Origin of the sequence: Streptomyces varsoviensis (assembly GCF_000718635.1) — a bacterium.
Taxonomy (GTDB): Bacteria; Actinomycetota; Actinomycetes; order Streptomycetales; family Streptomycetaceae; genus Streptomyces; species Streptomyces varsoviensis.
Genome location: NZ_JOBF01000017.1, coordinates 92,375 through 106,581, shown reverse-complemented (window position 1 = coordinate 106,581; position 14,207 = coordinate 92,375). Strand labels below are relative to the sequence as shown.

Here is a 14,207-nt window from a genome sequence, read left to right as displayed (position 1 = left end):
AGAGTTCGCGGTGGAGAGGGCCTGGATCGGCCGCTCATCACCCGCTGAACGCGCTCATTGAGCGTGGCATCCGCCAGAAACGCCCGCAACCGGATCATTCACGATCGGAGCACTCGCCACCGGGTCATTCACCACCAGATCGTTCACTTGTAGCGTCGCTTCGCTGTCGCAGCCGACGCGGATGTCTCGGTCGACGCGGATGTCTCGGTCGACGCGGATGTCTCGGTCGACGCGGCCGACGGCACCGCTTCCGCTTCCGCTCCCGCGGGCTGGCGGCCGTAGCCGGATGTCATGCGCCATAGGCCCGCGGCGCGGTAGTAGACACCGTTCACGAGTTGCAGCAGGACCATCGTGACGGGCCAGAGCAGGCCGCCGAGGCCGGGGACGACGTCGACCGGCAGTGTGTACGAGATGACGATGCGGGCTATGGCGTCGGCGAGGAGGGCGATGCCCCAGATGGCCGTGGAGATCCGCCATATGCGCCGGAAGGCCGGCTCGTCGGCCCATAGGGTCTCCCAAGGGGTGCCGTCGGAACGGAAGCGGCCTTCCAGCAAGGGGCGGGCGCCCAGGTAGGCCAGGGGGCGCCGGGCCCGTATCGAGCCGAGGAAGCACAGGCCGGCGGCGGCCGTCACCCAGCCGTCCCTGGCCAGCATGAACCGTGTGCCGCCGCTGATCAGCGAGACCGCGAGCCCCAGCAGCATCACCACCGCCATGAAGGCCGCCACCCCCTCCAGCCGGCGATCCCGCAGCCAGTACACCCCCGCGGTCGCCACGGGCAGCACCGCGCCGGCCAGGAGCGCGGCGAACGTACTCGCGCCGAGCCCGCGCAGCACGTAGAAGAGGGCGATGGGCGCGCCCACGTCGACGATCAGTTGGGGCAGCAGGCGACGGCGGGCGCCGGGGCGTCCGGCGCGGGCGGCGGTCACGGCTCCCGCCTTGTGGCGAGCCGGGCCAGGGTGGTCAGTTCCCGGACGCACTGGGGGAGGGAGAGGCGGGGCGGGCGGGCCATGCGGACGATCGCGGCGTCGATCGCGGACTTCAGGGTGAGGGCCATCAGGCCCGTGTCGAACTGCCGGAATTCCCCGCTTTCCTGGCCTGCGCGCAAGATCGGCTCCAGCGCGTCGACGTTGGCGCGCGCCGTGACCTCCGTGCCGTGGCGCAGCACGCCTTCCGCGTCCCGCTCGTTCCGACAGATCTCGGCCATCGCCCGCACCGAGGACGGGTTGCGGGCGGCCCACTCCACCTGGGCTTCGATGCGGGCCGTGAGCGCCCCGAGCGCCGACGTCTCGCCCGCGACGCGTTGCGAGATCGCCTGCTGGGCGCGTAACCCCACCTCTTCCAGTACGGCGTCCATCAGCTCCCCCTTGGTACCGAAGTGGTAGGAGATCAGCCGAGTGCTGGAGATCCCCGCCCGTTCCTTGATCCGCGCGAACGTCGTCTGCCCGTGGCCGCTCTCGGCCAGCGTCTCGATGGCCGCCGCCACGATCTGCGCCCGCCGGGCGCTCGCGGCGAGCGACCGCTCGGACGCCCCGGCCGACGGTCCTCCTGCCTCGTTCCTTCCATCTGTTTCTGTTACTCGCATGAGTAATTCATTCCTCAGCCGAGTAACGTTCAAACCCACGGAAGCCGGTACGGGCACGGGCCCCGCTCCTCCGTACGGAGCGCGGCGGACGGAGAGCGGAGGGCGAGGGGGGTGGAGGGCGGAGGGCGGAGCGCGCGGGGGGGCGAGCCGTCAGCCGAGCTGGTAGTCGAACCAGATGCGGTGCGTGCCGTCGGCGTCAATGGCTATGCCGCCGGTGCCGGCGATTCCCGCCAGTTCACCCGTGCCGCTCGTAGGGACGATAGTGAAGAACTCGGCGTTGCGGTCGCTGCCCGATGTCGTCGACGAGTGCGCGAAGTTGAAGGCGCCGCGCCGACCGTGCAGCGAGCCCTCGAACGACTCCATGGCGACGTAGGTGCCCACGCCGGCCTCCTGGTCGAACGCGGCCGTGAACAAGGTCACCGAGCGCCCGACGACCTCTCCCTCGAAGCTCTTCTCTATCGTCGCCACGCCGACCGGCGTGCCGGTGGGCGCCGTCGGCTCAGGCTCGGACTCCGGCTTCAGTTTCAGCTCGGCCGGGACGAACGATTTGACGGTGAAGGTTCCTCTAGCTTTCATACGCCGACCGTACCGAGGGGGTCTGACAACGGGAGGTTCGACGAGGAGGGGGGACGACGCTCCCCCGCTCCCCCGCTTCCCCGCGCCGGTGAGGTCACCTGGCTGCGTCTCCCCGGTGGCGACGGGTTCGCGCGGCTTTTATATCTGGCGTTATGAGCGATGCAGACGATGGGCGGATCTATCACCCGGGCGAGATCGTGCCTCGGTCGGGGATCTACGAGTGCGACTGCGGACAGGGGCACGAGTACAGCACTGATGTGAAAGGGCACCGGTTTCCGCCGCCACATCAAACGTGCGGCGGAAGCGGATGGCAGCTCAAGAGGCCCGCACACCCGGACGCCTGACCTCGACGGCGGCGGCCGGGAAATTCGGCGCGCCCAGGGTCTTCGGCGCGCCCAGGATTTTCGGCGCGCCCAGGATTTTCAGCGCGGCCGGGGTATTCGGCATGGGCGGGATATCCGGCACGGGCGGGGCGCGATGGATCGCAGCAGCAGCAGTAGCAGCAGCAGTACTTCCGGAAGGACCCAGAATCGATGGTGAACGCTTCTTCCGCCGCCCGGCCCGTAGCCCCGGCGCCTTTGGGTGGCGGCTGGTCGAGGGACCGGCTCGCGCGCTACTTCGTGGACACGTGGGATACGTACGAAACCCTCTTTCGCGGAGTCGCCGACTCGAAGGAGGCGTTCGGCGTCCGCGTGCATCCGTTCAGGCTGCCTCTCGTCTTCTATCTCGGGCACACCGCGTCGTTCTACATCCAGAAGCTCAAACTGGTCGGGATGGTGGACGGGGGCGGGGTCTGCGAACTCGACGAGCGGATGGAGCAGGGGGTCTCCCCCGAGGACCCCGACGAATTGGCCCGGCTCACCGAGTGGCCCGACCCGAATGATGTGTGGTCCTACCGGAAGACGGTCCGCGACATCGTGTTGCGGACGATCGAGACCGTACCGCTGCCGGCGGTTCTCGCCCCGACCTCGCCGCTGCGGGCCCTGCTCATGGGCATCGAGCACGAGAACATTCACCTGCACACGTCCCTCCCCCTCATTCGTCTGTTGCCGCCCAGGCTGAAAGGCACGCCCCAGGGCTGGCCCGCCATGGGAACGCAACGGGACGGAGGCGCGGTGGTGGCGGAGCCCGGCAGGGATTACGTGCTCTGCCGGGGCGGTTCGGTCGTGTTCGGGGACGATCAGCCGGAAACCGGCCGGTTCCGGTGGGACAACGAATACGGCCGCCGCGCGGCGACGGTCGACCCCTTCGAGGTCGCGCCGCACCCGGTGACCAACGGCCAGTTCCTGGAATTCGTCAGAGCCGGCGGCTATGAAGAGCCCGGCCTGTGGACGACGCACGGTGCGCGGCTGTATCTGGAGCGGGTGAGCGGAGGCCACCCCCATTCCTGGCTGCCGGGGGCCGGTCCCGGCGGCTACCGGTATCGCGGCATCTTCGAGGACACGGAAATGCCGTGGGACTGGCCGGTGGAGGTCAGCAGGCACGAGGCCGTGGCCTACGCGAACTGGGCCGGCGCCTCACTCATCTCCGAGGAACAGTTCCACGCCCTCCTGGACCAGGAATTCGGCGGAGTGAGCCGGGTGGCGGCCATGCTCGACAAATTCGACGTGGGCCTTCGCCGTGGCAGCCCGCGCCCGGTGCGCGGTCAGGGCGCGTTCCTCGGCCGTAGCGGAATCGACTTCGTCGGGAACGTCGCGCTGTGGCTGGAGGACGATTTCACAGCGTTGGAGCGGGGCTCCGATGACGCCGAGAGCTCCTTCCGCGTCGACCCGCTGTATCCGGATTTCTCGGAACCGTGGTTCGGCCCAGAGACCGGCATGCTCACCGGCGCCAGTTACGCGGCGCGCGGCCACATGGCCGATGTCGGCGTCATGCGGGATTTCATGCAGAACCACATGGACCAGCTCGCCGGCATTCTCCTCACCAGGCCCGCCCGATGACCGCGCAAGGGCCCATACGCCGGACCCGTACGTACGAGCCGTACGGACCGGCGCCCCGCCCTCACCTGATCCAGCCCCGTAGGCACATGCGGCAAGTCCACCTCATGCGCGCGGCCCAGGAGTTGGGCATCGAGGTGCACGACCGCATGGCCGAACTCGGTATCGACCTGGTGGTCTACCGGCATGGCACGAAGTCCATACCCGTGCTGGAGGGGCGCTATGACGATCAGCTCCGCGCCCGGGATTTCTTCCTCACCGAGGACAAACACGCCACCAAACAACTGCTGCGCCGGGCCGGGTTCACCACGCCGAAGGGTTGCGCCTTCGCCTTCGACTGCGGCCCGGAGGACACGGCCGAGGGCATGGACGAGGGCATATACGGAGAAGAAGCCGAGAAATTGGCGGAGGAAGCCGAGGAAGCCGAGGAAGCCAAGGGCCCCGAGAACCCCGAAGACCCCGAGGACGGTAAGGACGGTGAGGACGGTGAGAGCTCGTACGGCCGCGCGCTCGCCTTCGCCGCCGGAGCCCTCGCCGAACTCGACGGGGACCCGGTGGTCGTCAAACCACGGGCCGGAATGCACGGCGACGCCGTCCGTATGGGGCTCGACAGCGCCGAGGCCGTCGCCGCCCACATGAACACGTGGCGGCACCGTTTCCGTGACTGGATCGTCGAAGAGCGGGTAGACGGGCGCGATCTGCGTATCCAGCTCATCGGCGGCGAACTCGTCGCCGCCTGCGTGCGCGAGCCCGCCTCCGTAATCGGTGATGGGCAGACCCCGCTCGCCGAACTCATCAAAAAGCACGACGCCGAAATACGTGCCCTCAATCCGAGCAACCGCCTCACCGTCGACTCCGAGACAGAAGCCCTCCTCCACCGCCAAGGGCTCGAACCGGGGGACGCACCGGCGGCGGGCCGCGTGGTCCGGCTCAAGAACACCGCGAACCTGGCGAAGGGCGGTCGCGCCGTCGACGTTTCGGACTCCCTGCACCCGGGATTCCACGCGTGGGCGTCCGCCATTTCCCAGCTCTTCGCTACGGACATCCTCGCCATCGACGCGATATGCGCCGCCCCGCACAGGCCGCCCGAGGGCAACGCCGCCATTCTGGAGATCAACACCGCGCCCGAATGGGTCCACCACACGTTCTCCGAACACCGTACGCACGACATCGCGGCGCGCGTCCTGCGCCACTGGTTCGGTCTGTGAAGGACACATCGCGAGCCACCGACCGGCCCGTCGTCCCCGTCCCCTCCCCGTCACCTATCCGTTCATGGTGTCGAGGGCCGGCCAAGGAGGGCCCTGGCGCAGCGAGCGCAGAAGTTCCGCGCCGAATCGCCTCCCGTTCGGGAACTGGTCGCCCAGTTCCCACCGCCACGCGGCGACCATCGCGATGACGAGTTGTCGGCATTCGGCCAGCAGCTCTTGGTCGACGCTGGGGTAGTGCGCGCAGACCGCCTCGGGAACATGGGCGAGATCGAACTCGACGGGTCCACGGCAGCACGTCTCAAGGTCGATGAACAACGGTCCGTTCCTCGTGCTGAGGACATTGCCGGGATGCGGCTCGCCATGGAGCAACTGCTCCACGGCGCCGCGCTCCTCGATCGCCCGGCGCAGGCCCGCCAGCCTGCCGCCGAGGAACACGCGGTCCGCCTCGGCCAGTTCCGGCGAGCGCCCCGGGTCGGCGACCACTTCTTGCGCCTCCGCGATCCGGTCCGTGAACCTCGGGCCCGGCACATCGACCTCGCGCATGCCGGCGTGCAACTGCTCCAGCGCCTTGGCGTAGTCGACCGGCGAGACGCGAGGGCTCACGGGCTCGTAGTAGGTCCACAGCGTCACGGCGAAGCCATCACGCGCGTACGTACGCGGGTCCGCCCGAACCTCCAAGGGACACACCGGGCACCCGGCCCCGGCTAGCCGCCGCGCCAACTCGACTTCGAACCGTGCGGCGCTCTCCTCTCCCCCAGGGGCCACCCGGGCGAAGACATCGCACGGCGTCAGCCGCAGGGCCAGCTTGTTCGAGTTGTGGAGAACGACAGCGTCGTCGGCCGGCAGGTCGAGCGACACGGCGATCGAAGTCGCGGCCGCGATCGCACGCGTAACGTCGGTGATCTCCATCCTCGGATCTTGTCAGAGGGTGCCGCTACGGTGCGTTCATGGCGAATTTCGTGCTGGTCGCGGGTGCACGGCTCGGGAAGTGGGCGTGGGACGAGGTGGTGCCGCCCCTGCGCGCGGCCGGCCACGGCGTTCATCCGGTGACGCTGTCCGGCCTCGCGGAGAAACGGGGCATACGGGCGGGTCAGCGGCCGGCCGCGTGAGCTGGCGCGCGTCCTTCTCGCCGAGGCCGGAGGGTGACCGCTGGACCCGCGCGCCCGCCGCCTGCCCCCGCCGGGGGCCTGCGGGGGGCCTGCGGGGGGCGGGCAGAGGGCGGGGCGCCGCCGCGGAAATTCGTTTCGGGCATGACGGGAGGTGCCTCTACCGTGGCGCGGTGATGACTGACGTGATCGTTCTCAATGGTGGTTCCAGCTCGGGGAAGTCCGGGATCGCCCGGTGTCTGCAAGCGGTCCTGCCGGATGCGTGGCTGGCGCTCGGGACCGACACGCTGATCGCCGCGTTGCCGGGGCCCCTGCTGGAGGCGGACGCCGGGATCGCGTTCGCTCCGGACGGAGGGGTGGTCGTCGGTCCGGAGTTCCGGAGGCTGGAGGAGGCGTGGATCGAGGGGGTCGCCGCGATGGCCCGTACGGGAGCCCGGGTCATCGTCGACGAGGTATTCCTCGGCGGAGCCGAGTCGCAGCAGCGGTGGCAGAAGGCCCTGCGTGAGCTGCGGGTCCTGTGGGTCGGCGTCCGGTGCGAGAGCGCGGTGGCCGCGGGGCGCGAGGTCGCGCGAGGCGATCGGATGGCGGGGATGGCCGCACAGCAGGCGGAAATGGTCCACCAAGGCGTCGTCTACGACCTGGAGGTGGACACCACACGTACCGAGTCGATGGAGTGCGCCCGGGCCATCGCCGCGCGGGTCGCGTAGCGGGGCGCGCAACCGACGGCCTGATCGGCCGCCTTCCCCCCGTGGCCGGCCGGCTTCCCCTCCCGTGACCGGCCGCCTTCCCCCCCCCGTGCCCGGCCGCGGCCGGGCCGCCGCGCCCCCCGCGCACGGGTCGCCAAGGCCCCCACAGGTCGCCACGGCCACCCGCGCGCCGATGGCTACGATGGGGCTACGCGACCGTCACGCTCGTGTCCTCCGGGGGCCACCCGACGGCCGTGATCGCCGTCAGCAATACCACCGCGTCCTCCAGCGCCACCAGCCCGTGCCGCTCCTGCCGGATGCCGTGCAGCGCGCCCGCCGCCAGTTCCCGGTCCCCGGAATCCGCCGTCAGCCGCACCCGGCCCCGTAGCACCTGGAGGCTCGCGGAGGGCGGCGCGTTGTGGTCGTCCAGTACGGCACCCGAAGCCAGCGCGATGACGCTCTGCCGCAATGGGCCGTCGTGCACGACCAAACGGGCACTGCGCCCGTGCTCGGCGGACCGCGCCGCGGCCAAGTGTTCATCGGCCAGGGAATTCAGATCCTCCACCGGATTTCTCCCATTACCAGATGGCGAGTAGCACTGCCCCACCACCGTAACTCCCGCTCCCCCGCCACGACCGTCCCATTGCGCCGAACGGCGCCGGTCGGCTGCGGCCGACCGGCGCCGTTCACCACCGCGCGGTGCCGGCCCTCCCGGCCAGGCCGTTTCGGCCCGTCAGATGACCTTCTTCTCCTCGGTGACCATCACGGCCACCGAGTCCCTGTCGATGAAGCGTGTTTCGTCGGGGTTGACCAGCGTCCGGTAGTTCTCGGAGGCGAAGAAGGCATCGTGGTCCTCCCAGTTCTCGAACCAGATTTCCGTCAGGCCGTCGTAGGCCCGGCGCGGGTAGTTCACGGCGGGGACGGGGTGGGACACGGTGTATTTGCGCACGTAGCGTTCCGCCTCCGGGATGGAGGTGAACAGCGGCGCGTGCCGGTCCCGGTGGTACTCGACGAAACGCTCGTACGACATTCCCTCGACACGGTTGATCATGAAGATGAGCTTCAGCATGGAGTTAACCTAAAAGCTCACATCAATGTCAGGGGCAAGTGGCCCAGGATCATGAGGGGGGTTCGGCATGCGGATCGGTGACTTGTCCGCCCGCACGGGAGCCAGCCGTCGGTCGCTGCGCTACTACGAAGAGCAGGGCCTGCTCGTCAGCTCCCGCTCGCCCAGCGGACAGCGCCACTACGAAGACGAGCACGTCCAGCGGGTGCGCCTCGTACAGGCGTTTCTGGCGGCGGGCATGTCCAGCGGCACCATCGCCGAGATGGCCCCCTGCATGGCCGAGCCGAACGTGGACCGGGCGCGGCAGGCTCTGGAGATCATGGGCCGCGAGCGGGCCCGGCTGTCCGAGGCCATCGACGGCCTCGCCGCCGCCAGGGACGCGCTGGACGGCCTCATCGAGGACAACCACGCGTACCTGGCACGGTCGGGCGAGGACGGTTCGTGACCAGTCGGGGCCCCTTTTTACGTTTTACGGGGGCCCCGGCCAGGCGGCCCCGGCCCCCTAACCGGCCCCCTGCCCTGCCAGCGCGTCCAGGGCGTCGGCGACCGGAGTGGGGTCCAGAGGCCCGACGTGTGACGCCTCCGGGAAATCGCGTACGCGGAACCTGTTGCCGGGTGTGGCCGCGTCGGCCTCCGCGATCATCCTGTCCTGGAGCGCGGTGGCGATCGTACGGTCCCTGCCGAAACGCAGATACGTGCGCGGAACGCGGCCCCAGGTGTCGGCCCGGCCGACCGCCCGGCCCGCATAAGCGGCGACGGGCTCGTCGGTCTGCATACCGGCCAATGTCCGGCGGAAGTCGGCATCGGGATAGTCCGCGCAGATCATCTCCTTCAGGAGGGCCAACTCACCGCTGACGCCCGTACGGAAGTTCAGCCGCAGCACCCCGAGCCGGTCCGGGTCGCCCACCGTCAGCTCCACCGGGCTGACGGCGTTCGCGTTCTCGGGCGCCGCCGTGCAGGCGTCCGCCGTGGGCAGGACGCGGCTGGGACAGAACGCCGCCATGTAGCAGATGTGTTGAAGCAGGTGCGGCACGGCGTCGGCGACCCGGCTGACCGATACGCCACCCAGGCTGTGCCCCACCAGCACCACCGGGCCGTTCCGTGCGGCCTGCCGCACGATGCCCGTCACGCGCGCCTCGTAGTCGTCCAGCCCGAGGCCCTTCAGCGGGGAGGGCTCGACCGCCATTGCCGCGAGGTCCTGCCGCTGGTACGACCCCGCCACGAAAGCCTCCGCGCCGTGCCACGGTTGGTCCACCATGATGACGCGGTGGCCGCGCAGCCCCAGTTCCCGCGCGACCGGCATCCAGAACGCGCCGGCGCTGTGAGTACCGTGCACCAGCACGTAAGTGACGGCCCCGCGCCGCGGGGCCGCCGCGGCCTGCGAGGCCCCGATTCCGGTGGCCAGCGCCATGCCGCCCGCCGCGAGCCCCAGGCCACGCAGCGCCGACCGCCGGGTGGCGCCTTTTGGTTCTTCGTTCGTGTCATCCATCATGAACACAACACTATGGACGGCCCGTTCGCCCCACCAGCCTTCCAGCGTCCCCTGACACGCGACCGGGCCGCGCGCTTCCGGGCTGTCGCCTCCCGTTACGGCAAGAGAGACCATGTCTTCGACGGCACAGTCACCCGTGGCCTTCGGCTCGGGCCGTCTTGAGGAGCGTGAGAAGCATGCTCAATGAAAAGGTCTGGCGTAAGTCGAGTTATAGCGGTGGCGACGGCGGCCAATGCGTCGAGTGGGCATCGGCCGTCGTTCCGACGCGCGGCGTCGTTTTCGTCCGCGACAGCAAGGAACCGTACGGTCCCGTCCTCACCGTCTCCCCCACCGCGTGGGCTTCGTTCATCGCCTTCGCGGCCCGCGAGCGTACGCGCTGAAGCCGGCCCCTCCTTATGAGGCGCCGGCTTCGGCCGTGAAGGAGTATCAGGTCTCAGAGCGAGTGGCGGCTGGTTCCAACGTCACGTAGTCATCGACCGCCCGGCGGTAACTGACGTGCCCCGTCGTCCGCGTATGGCGGCGCATCCACTCCTCGATCCACTCCACACCCACGGAACGGATCACCTCCCCGCAGTCCTCCCCCTCACCGACGAGGCACGTGGCGCTGTACTCCGGGCGCACGCTCAGATCCTGCTCGAACGTCCACGCCACGTGCCCGTCCCGGGTTACGCGCCCCATGACGCCCCCTCTCCGGTGCCGTCCGACACGTCCTCCGCACCCAGCCGCACCGCCGTGTCCGGCGCCCCCGCCTCGGCCTGGTGCCGCACGCCAAGCTCCTCCGGAGGGTCCGTGAAAACGAGGAGCGCCCCGTTGACGCCCCTTTCCGCGATCATTCGGGCCAGCTCCGCCCGCGCTGCGCTCTTCATGTGGTCATTCGCCTCAGTCCATGCCGCACCCGTTCGGTCAACTCCCGCGTCGGTTCCGCGTATTGACGCGGCACCCAATCCGGAGCCAAGCGCCAGAAGCCGCCTGCGCGGACTAGTTCGTACAACGCTTCAAGGTCATCCCCTTGAGCCCGCGGCTCGGGGACTTGTTCGATCACGTCAGCGCCTTTCGTCGCCACGTCCTGCTTGTTTCCCCCCTAGCTTCGACGTCCGCGAGTAGCCTCAAAAGGGCATACCCCATTCCAACGGGTCTGGAATAAAGCGGAGTTGAACACGTGAACGAGCCCATTGGTCAAGACGTCGGGCCGACCAACAGCGCCGAGTACTTCGGGATGGAAGCCAAGGCGCTCCGCGATGCGCTGGGGCTCTCGCAGGAAGCGTTCGCAGATGTGCTCCACTACAAACAGGCCCAGATCAGCAAGGTCGAGAGCGGAGCCGTGCTCGCATCGGACGCCTTCGCGAAGGCCATGGACAGAGTGGCCAAGACGCCAGGGGTTTATGCGCGCCTGCGCGAGCGGCTGAGCAGGGGCGGGCACCCCAGTTGGTTCATCCCGTACCTGAATCTGGAGAAGATCGCGACCGCGATCGAGGATTACAGCAACGCACTGATCATGGGCATGTTGCAGACTCCGGAGTACGCCGAAGGCACCTTTAGGGCCGTTCATCCACGCGAGTCTGACGACCAGATCAAGAGGCGGGTCGAAGCCCACTTGCGCCGTCGCGATGTCATGGACCGCGAAACACCGCCCCTGCTGTGGGTGATCCTGCACGAATCAGCCCTACGCACCGTTGTCGGCAACCGAACCATCATGGCGGACCAGCTCAATCACCTCGCCGCCGTCACGGCATGCCCCCACATCACACTTCAAGTTCTGCGGTTCACAGCGGGTGCCCCGGCATCCTCCCTACCGTTTACGCTGCTTACGCCAGATGACGGGGCAACAGTCCTGTACTCGGAAACCAGGGAGCAGGGGCACGTGACCGACTCGACTGCGGCGGTAAGTACCGCCAGGGCGACGTACGAACGCCTACGCGCCGCTGCCATGTCGCCCGACGAGTCTGTGAACCTCTTCCGGGAAATCGCGGAGGAATACACCAGATGAGCAACACCCCCTATCCCAACGCCACTACGTGGGTCAAGAGCACTTACAGCGGTGGCGAAGGCGGCCAGTGCGTTGAGTGGGCCCCGGCCGCCGTGGCAACGAGCGGCGCTGTACCCATCCGTGACAGCAAGGTTCCCCACGGCCCCATCCTCACCGTCTCCCCCGCCGCGTGGGCCTCGTTCGTCGCGTTCGCGGTCCGTAGCGACGGCTGAACCCGCCGCCAGCCCAACCCACCCGCACGCACGGAAGCCGGCACCTCATCGCGAGGTGCCGGCTTCTGTGGGTCCGCTACCCGGGCGGGCGGGGGGCTTTTCCGATCGGAACTGAGCGGACTTCGGCCATTGATGCCACGGGCCCGCGTCGCTCCGCCCCTCCCGCGACCGCCCGGCACGCCCCTTTTCGGCCGGGTCGCCAGGGACGCCGCGCCACGTGGCGGACCATTGGAACTGAAGGTGCTTCACGGTTCAGGTCGCAGCCATCAAGGCATACCTCGCAACATAGGCAATGATCAGAAGGCATATCCGCCTTCGTCGCACCATCGGAACCCCACCGCTCTACACGGCGCCGAGGGCGCCCGCACCGCTCCGCCTCCCAGACTCCCGCCCCGTGAGTTCGCGCCATTACGGAACGGGTTCAACCAGTGACCAGAAGTGATCGGGCGATGTGCGTCCGGCGGGCGGTTGGGCCAGACTCCCGTCCGGTATCTGCACCTACGAGCAAGGGAGTGTTCGAAATGCGGTACATCACTGGGGGAATCGCTCTTGCCGCCGCGCTGGCCGTGACCGGTCTCGCCGGGGCGTCGACCATCGCCAGCGCCGCGCCCGCCAAGTCCATGAGCCTGTACGCGCCGTCGGCGCTGGTGCTCACCGTCGGCGAGGGCGAGCACGCCGCGGACACCACGGTCCGCCGCGCGGTGACGCTGAGCTGCGCCCCGACCCCGAGTGGCACGCACCCGGCCGCGGAGGCCGCCTGTGCCGAACTGCTCGCGGCCGACGGCAAGTTCGACGTGCTGGCCGAACCGGCATCGGACCGATCGTGTCCGCACGTATGGAAGCCCGTCGTCGTCACCGTGGACGGCGTCTGGGAGGGCGCCCGGGTCTCGTACGAGCACACCTTCGCCAACGCGTGCATGAAGGACAACGCACTGAGCACGGTCTACGAGTTCTGACGGAGCGTCTGATCCGGTGACTGGTGTCGGGGCCCGGGTCAGGTGCCGCGCCAGCCGTCAGGCCGGTCATGGCGAGTGGATCATGGCTCACATAGTCGCGGGCGCGGCATCGGTGGCGCAGGAGCCGGCCGATGCCGCGCTCGATGGCGGTGGTGTGCGGTAGCCCGGCTTCCACCCAGGCCGGGGGCGCCCCGGTGGCGGTGCCGGACACGTTCGCAGCCGTGACCAGGACATTCGTCGGCAGGTCGGCAACAGGCCGAGGGGGCACAGCCCAGGCACCGCTTGCGTCCGATGATCCACTGCCCGGCGTCGGCGCCCTGGCCGGCGGGTGCGCGGTGGCGGAGGTGGTGACGGTCCGGGGTCCAGCTCGCAGGCCGAGGGCTCGCCGTTGCGGCCCTCGGCCTCCCGCACCAGACGCCGCAGCAGGCCGCCGAGCCGTTCGAGGACCCCGTCCTCTGACCAGGTCGCCAAGCAGCCTCCGGCGGTCCACCAGTGCGGGAGGCCGCGGGGCAGGTAACGCCAGGGGATGCCGGTGCGGTCCACGCAGCCGTCGCGCCGGGCCCGGCGCTTGTGGACACGGAGTGATCGCCCACGGATGCAAACCACGTGGCACCCCCTGGCCGGTACCGGTGATCGGCGCCAGGGCGGATCATCGGTTGCTCCCCGTCCAAGGTGTTGCGCTGTAGAGCCGAATCGGTGCCTTGGGCTTTCACTCCTTGCACACGCTGTCGGTCTTCCGCAGCCCGGCCGCGAGGCCGCCCTTGGGGCGGTCCAGCAGTTCGCGCCCGTACGGGGTCAGTAGCTCGTCCAGCGTGCGGGGCAACGCATTGATCATCTGCGGACCGATATGTACACCGTCGAACAACTCCTCCACCAGAGGGTCGCGGAATACCGCGCCCGCGACCAGGGTGTACGCGGCGTACGCCAGGCTCGATCTCGGCTCCAACTCGCCGTCGCCCGCGAGCAGCGCCGGGATCTCCGCTCCTCTGAAGACGGATGGAGGCTTCCGCTTGCGCTGACGCCATCTGCCACACCTCGGCAACCACAGGTATCTGGACGTTGCCGCCATCGCGTCTGCTGCATGGGAGACAAGAGCCATATCCTGCTGCAGGAAAGTTGCCAGGGGCCGGTTGCCAGGGGCCGGGGAGGGCAGCACCATGCCAACGATTCTGACGGTGTTCGGTGTGTTGGGGGCGGTCTTTCTCCTCCTGATCGCGGTACTGATGCGTCGGGGAAGTTCTCAAACGGAGAACACCGACGGGCTCCGTATCGAGCAGAGCCGACGGGAGCAAGCAAGGGCCGACCGCTCTTCCTTCAGCTCCTTCGCGGTGCACAATGCCCCGTTCTACAACGGCGATCGGAACCGGAAGTAGGTGCCCACCCCGCCGTCGGCCTTGCC

The 14,207-nt window shown here is 69.1% G+C and carries 20 protein-coding genes and 1 pseudogene; 10 read left to right on the top strand and 11 right to left on the bottom strand.

What is annotated here, in order from left to right; translation table 11 throughout:
- Nucleotides 1-143: 143 nt before the first annotated feature.
- From IF55_RS24300 to IF55_RS41230, 4 genes are all read right to left on the bottom strand, one after another.
- The gene (locus IF55_RS24300; protein ID WP_048832391.1) at nt 144-926 is read right to left on the bottom strand and encodes a VC0807 family protein; all 783 of its coding nucleotides are present in this window, start codon (nt 924-926) and stop codon (nt 144-146) included.
- On the bottom strand, nt 923-1,582 hold the full coding sequence (locus tag IF55_RS24295) for a TetR/AcrR family transcriptional regulator (protein ID WP_030886657.1): 660 nt from the start codon (nt 1,580-1,582) through the stop codon (nt 923-925). Before IF55_RS24295 ends, IF55_RS24300 begins: the two co-directional genes overlap by 4 nt.
- A gap of 150 nt (nt 1,583-1,732) precedes the next feature.
- A complete protein-coding gene (locus IF55_RS24290; protein ID WP_030886660.1) occupies nt 1,733-2,158 on the bottom strand; it encodes a DUF3224 domain-containing protein in 426 nt (141 codons plus the stop codon).
- A 315-nt stretch (nt 2,159-2,473) separates the two neighbouring features.
- The gene (locus IF55_RS41230; protein WP_281181036.1) at nt 2,474-2,605 is read right to left on the bottom strand and encodes a hypothetical protein; all 132 of its coding nucleotides are present in this window, start codon (nt 2,603-2,605) and stop codon (nt 2,474-2,476) included.
- Between the two features lie 86 nt (nt 2,606-2,691).
- Here IF55_RS41230 and IF55_RS24285 point away from each other — a divergent pair, with 86 nt between their 5' ends.
- Together IF55_RS24285 and IF55_RS24280 are read left to right on the top strand one after the other, a co-directional pair.
- Nucleotides 2,692-4,098 (top strand): SUMF1/EgtB/PvdO family nonheme iron enzyme, encoded by a 1,407-nt coding sequence (locus tag IF55_RS24285; protein ID WP_078645114.1) that lies wholly within the window; start codon nt 2,692-2,694, stop codon nt 4,096-4,098.
- 86 nt (nt 4,099-4,184) lie between these two features.
- Nucleotides 4,185-5,303, top strand: coding sequence for a hypothetical protein (locus tag IF55_RS24280; RefSeq protein ID WP_030886666.1), 1,119 nt, complete (start codon nt 4,185-4,187; stop codon nt 5,301-5,303).
- Between the two features lie 54 nt (nt 5,304-5,357).
- Here IF55_RS24280 and IF55_RS24275 read toward each other — a convergent pair whose 3' ends face one another.
- Nucleotides 5,358-6,212 carry a phosphotransferase gene (locus tag IF55_RS24275; protein WP_030886669.1) on the bottom strand — a complete coding sequence of 285 codons (855 nt, stop codon included), beginning with the start codon at nt 6,210-6,212 and terminating at the stop codon, nt 5,358-5,360.
- A 38-nt stretch (nt 6,213-6,250) separates the two neighbouring features.
- Here IF55_RS24275 and IF55_RS37600 point away from each other — a divergent pair.
- Nucleotides 6,251-6,400: pseudogene (locus IF55_RS37600) on the top strand (alpha/beta hydrolase); the annotation flags it as partial.
- Nucleotides 6,401-6,585: 185 nt separating this feature from the next.
- Complete coding sequence (cpt, locus tag IF55_RS24270; RefSeq protein ID WP_030886672.1) at nt 6,586-7,116, top strand: chloramphenicol phosphotransferase CPT; 531 nt, start codon at nt 6,586-6,588, stop codon at nt 7,114-7,116.
- A 187-nt stretch (nt 7,117-7,303) separates the two neighbouring features.
- Here the strand turns inward: cpt and IF55_RS24265 are convergent, their stop codons facing one another.
- Together IF55_RS24265 and IF55_RS24260 are read right to left on the bottom strand one after the other, a co-directional pair.
- Nucleotides 7,304-7,660 (bottom strand): cupin domain-containing protein, encoded by a 357-nt coding sequence (locus IF55_RS24265; protein WP_048832390.1) that lies wholly within the window; start codon nt 7,658-7,660, stop codon nt 7,304-7,306.
- Between the two features lie 168 nt (nt 7,661-7,828).
- Entirely contained in the window at nt 7,829-8,164 is a 336-nt protein-coding gene (locus IF55_RS24260) for an EthD domain-containing protein (RefSeq protein ID WP_030886676.1), read from the bottom strand.
- A gap of 67 nt (nt 8,165-8,231) precedes the next feature.
- Between IF55_RS24260 and IF55_RS24255 the strand changes: the two genes are divergently transcribed.
- Nucleotides 8,232-8,606 (top strand): MerR family transcriptional regulator, encoded by a 375-nt coding sequence (locus IF55_RS24255; RefSeq protein ID WP_030886679.1) that lies wholly within the window; start codon nt 8,232-8,234, stop codon nt 8,604-8,606.
- 57 nt (nt 8,607-8,663) lie between these two features.
- Here IF55_RS24255 and IF55_RS24250 read toward each other — a convergent pair whose 3' ends face one another.
- On the bottom strand, nt 8,664-9,659 hold the full coding sequence (locus IF55_RS24250; protein WP_037966101.1) for an alpha/beta fold hydrolase: 996 nt from the start codon (nt 9,657-9,659) through the stop codon (nt 8,664-8,666).
- Nucleotides 9,660-9,829: 170 nt separating this feature from the next.
- Between IF55_RS24250 and IF55_RS24245 the strand changes: the two genes are divergently transcribed.
- Complete coding sequence (locus IF55_RS24245; RefSeq protein WP_030886685.1) at nt 9,830-10,033, top strand: DUF397 domain-containing protein; 204 nt, start codon at nt 9,830-9,832, stop codon at nt 10,031-10,033.
- Between the two features lie 46 nt (nt 10,034-10,079).
- Here the strand turns inward: IF55_RS24245 and IF55_RS24240 are convergent, their stop codons facing one another.
- Both IF55_RS24240 and IF55_RS24235 read right to left on the bottom strand, forming a co-directional pair.
- Entirely contained in the window at nt 10,080-10,331 is a 252-nt protein-coding gene (locus IF55_RS24240; RefSeq protein WP_037966104.1) for a DUF7848 domain-containing protein, read from the bottom strand.
- A complete protein-coding gene (locus tag IF55_RS24235; RefSeq protein ID WP_030886690.1) occupies nt 10,319-10,519 on the bottom strand; it encodes a hypothetical protein in 201 nt (66 codons plus the stop codon). The genes IF55_RS24240 and IF55_RS24235 overlap by 13 nt, the downstream gene beginning before the upstream one ends.
- A gap of 293 nt (nt 10,520-10,812) precedes the next feature.
- Between IF55_RS24235 and IF55_RS24230 the strand changes: the two genes are divergently transcribed.
- The 3 genes from IF55_RS24230 to IF55_RS24220 all read left to right on the top strand — a co-directional run bounded on the left by IF55_RS24230 (nt 10,813) and on the right by IF55_RS24220 (nt 12,808).
- The gene (locus IF55_RS24230; protein ID WP_048832389.1) at nt 10,813-11,640 is read left to right on the top strand and encodes a helix-turn-helix domain-containing protein; all 828 of its coding nucleotides are present in this window, start codon (nt 10,813-10,815) and stop codon (nt 11,638-11,640) included.
- Complete coding sequence (locus IF55_RS24225; protein WP_030886696.1) at nt 11,637-11,852, top strand: DUF397 domain-containing protein; 216 nt, start codon at nt 11,637-11,639, stop codon at nt 11,850-11,852. The genes IF55_RS24230 and IF55_RS24225 overlap by 4 nt, the downstream gene beginning before the upstream one ends.
- Before the next feature lie 521 nt (nt 11,853-12,373).
- Complete coding sequence (locus IF55_RS24220) at nt 12,374-12,808, top strand: SSI family serine proteinase inhibitor (RefSeq protein ID WP_030886699.1); 435 nt, start codon at nt 12,374-12,376, stop codon at nt 12,806-12,808.
- A gap of 709 nt (nt 12,809-13,517) precedes the next feature.
- On the opposite strand, the gene IF55_RS39515 is transcribed toward IF55_RS24220, so the two are convergent.
- Complete coding sequence (locus IF55_RS39515) at nt 13,518-13,967, bottom strand: hypothetical protein (RefSeq protein ID WP_157854460.1); 450 nt, start codon at nt 13,965-13,967, stop codon at nt 13,518-13,520.
- Between IF55_RS39515 and IF55_RS24210 the strand changes: the two genes are divergently transcribed.
- Entirely contained in the window at nt 13,966-14,181 is a 216-nt protein-coding gene (locus IF55_RS24210; RefSeq protein ID WP_063764032.1) for a hypothetical protein, read from the top strand. The two genes, IF55_RS39515 and IF55_RS24210, sit on opposite strands and share 2 nt — an antisense overlap.
- Nucleotides 14,182-14,207 lie beyond the last annotated feature (26 nt).

What these genes read in the sequence shown, in the direction of transcription:
- IF55_RS24240 (WP_037966104.1), bottom strand. Translation starts at nt 10,331, where the DNA reads ATGGGGCGCGTAACCCGGGACGGGCACGTGGCGTGGACGTTCGAGCAG.
- IF55_RS24255 (WP_030886679.1), top strand. Translation starts at nt 8,232, where the DNA reads ATGCGGATCGGTGACTTGTCCGCCCGCACGGGAGCCAGCCGTCGGTCG.
- IF55_RS24285 (WP_078645114.1), top strand. Translation starts at nt 2,692, where the DNA reads ATGGTGAACGCTTCTTCCGCCGCCCGGCCCGTAGCCCCGGCGCCTTTG.
- IF55_RS24235 (WP_030886690.1), bottom strand. Translation starts at nt 10,519, where the DNA reads ATGAAGAGCGCAGCGCGGGCGGAGCTGGCCCGAATGATCGCGGAAAGG.
- IF55_RS24275 (WP_030886669.1), bottom strand. Translation starts at nt 6,212, where the DNA reads ATGGAGATCACCGACGTTACGCGTGCGATCGCGGCCGCGACTTCGATC.
- IF55_RS24245 (WP_030886685.1), top strand. Translation starts at nt 9,830, where the DNA reads ATGCTCAATGAAAAGGTCTGGCGTAAGTCGAGTTATAGCGGTGGCGAC.
- IF55_RS39515 (WP_157854460.1), bottom strand. Translation starts at nt 13,967, where the DNA reads ATGGTGCTGCCCTCCCCGGCCCCTGGCAACCGGCCCCTGGCAACTTTC.
- IF55_RS24290 (WP_030886660.1), bottom strand. Translation starts at nt 2,158, where the DNA reads ATGAAAGCTAGAGGAACCTTCACCGTCAAATCGTTCGTCCCGGCCGAG.
- IF55_RS24260 (WP_030886676.1), bottom strand. Translation starts at nt 8,164, where the DNA reads ATGCTGAAGCTCATCTTCATGATCAACCGTGTCGAGGGAATGTCGTAC.
- IF55_RS41230 (WP_281181036.1), bottom strand. Translation starts at nt 2,605, where the DNA reads ATGCCGAATACCCCGGCCGCGCTGAAAATCCTGGGCGCGCCGAAAATC.
- IF55_RS24210 (WP_063764032.1), top strand. Translation starts at nt 13,966, where the DNA reads ATGCCAACGATTCTGACGGTGTTCGGTGTGTTGGGGGCGGTCTTTCTC.
- IF55_RS24225 (WP_030886696.1), top strand. Translation starts at nt 11,637, where the DNA reads ATGAGCAACACCCCCTATCCCAACGCCACTACGTGGGTCAAGAGCACT.
- IF55_RS24280 (WP_030886666.1), top strand. Translation starts at nt 4,185, where the DNA reads ATGCGGCAAGTCCACCTCATGCGCGCGGCCCAGGAGTTGGGCATCGAG.
- IF55_RS24220 (WP_030886699.1), top strand. Translation starts at nt 12,374, where the DNA reads ATGCGGTACATCACTGGGGGAATCGCTCTTGCCGCCGCGCTGGCCGTG.
- cpt (WP_030886672.1), top strand. Translation starts at nt 6,586, where the DNA reads ATGACTGACGTGATCGTTCTCAATGGTGGTTCCAGCTCGGGGAAGTCC.
- IF55_RS24295 (WP_030886657.1), bottom strand. Translation starts at nt 1,582, where the DNA reads ATGCGAGTAACAGAAACAGATGGAAGGAACGAGGCAGGAGGACCGTCG.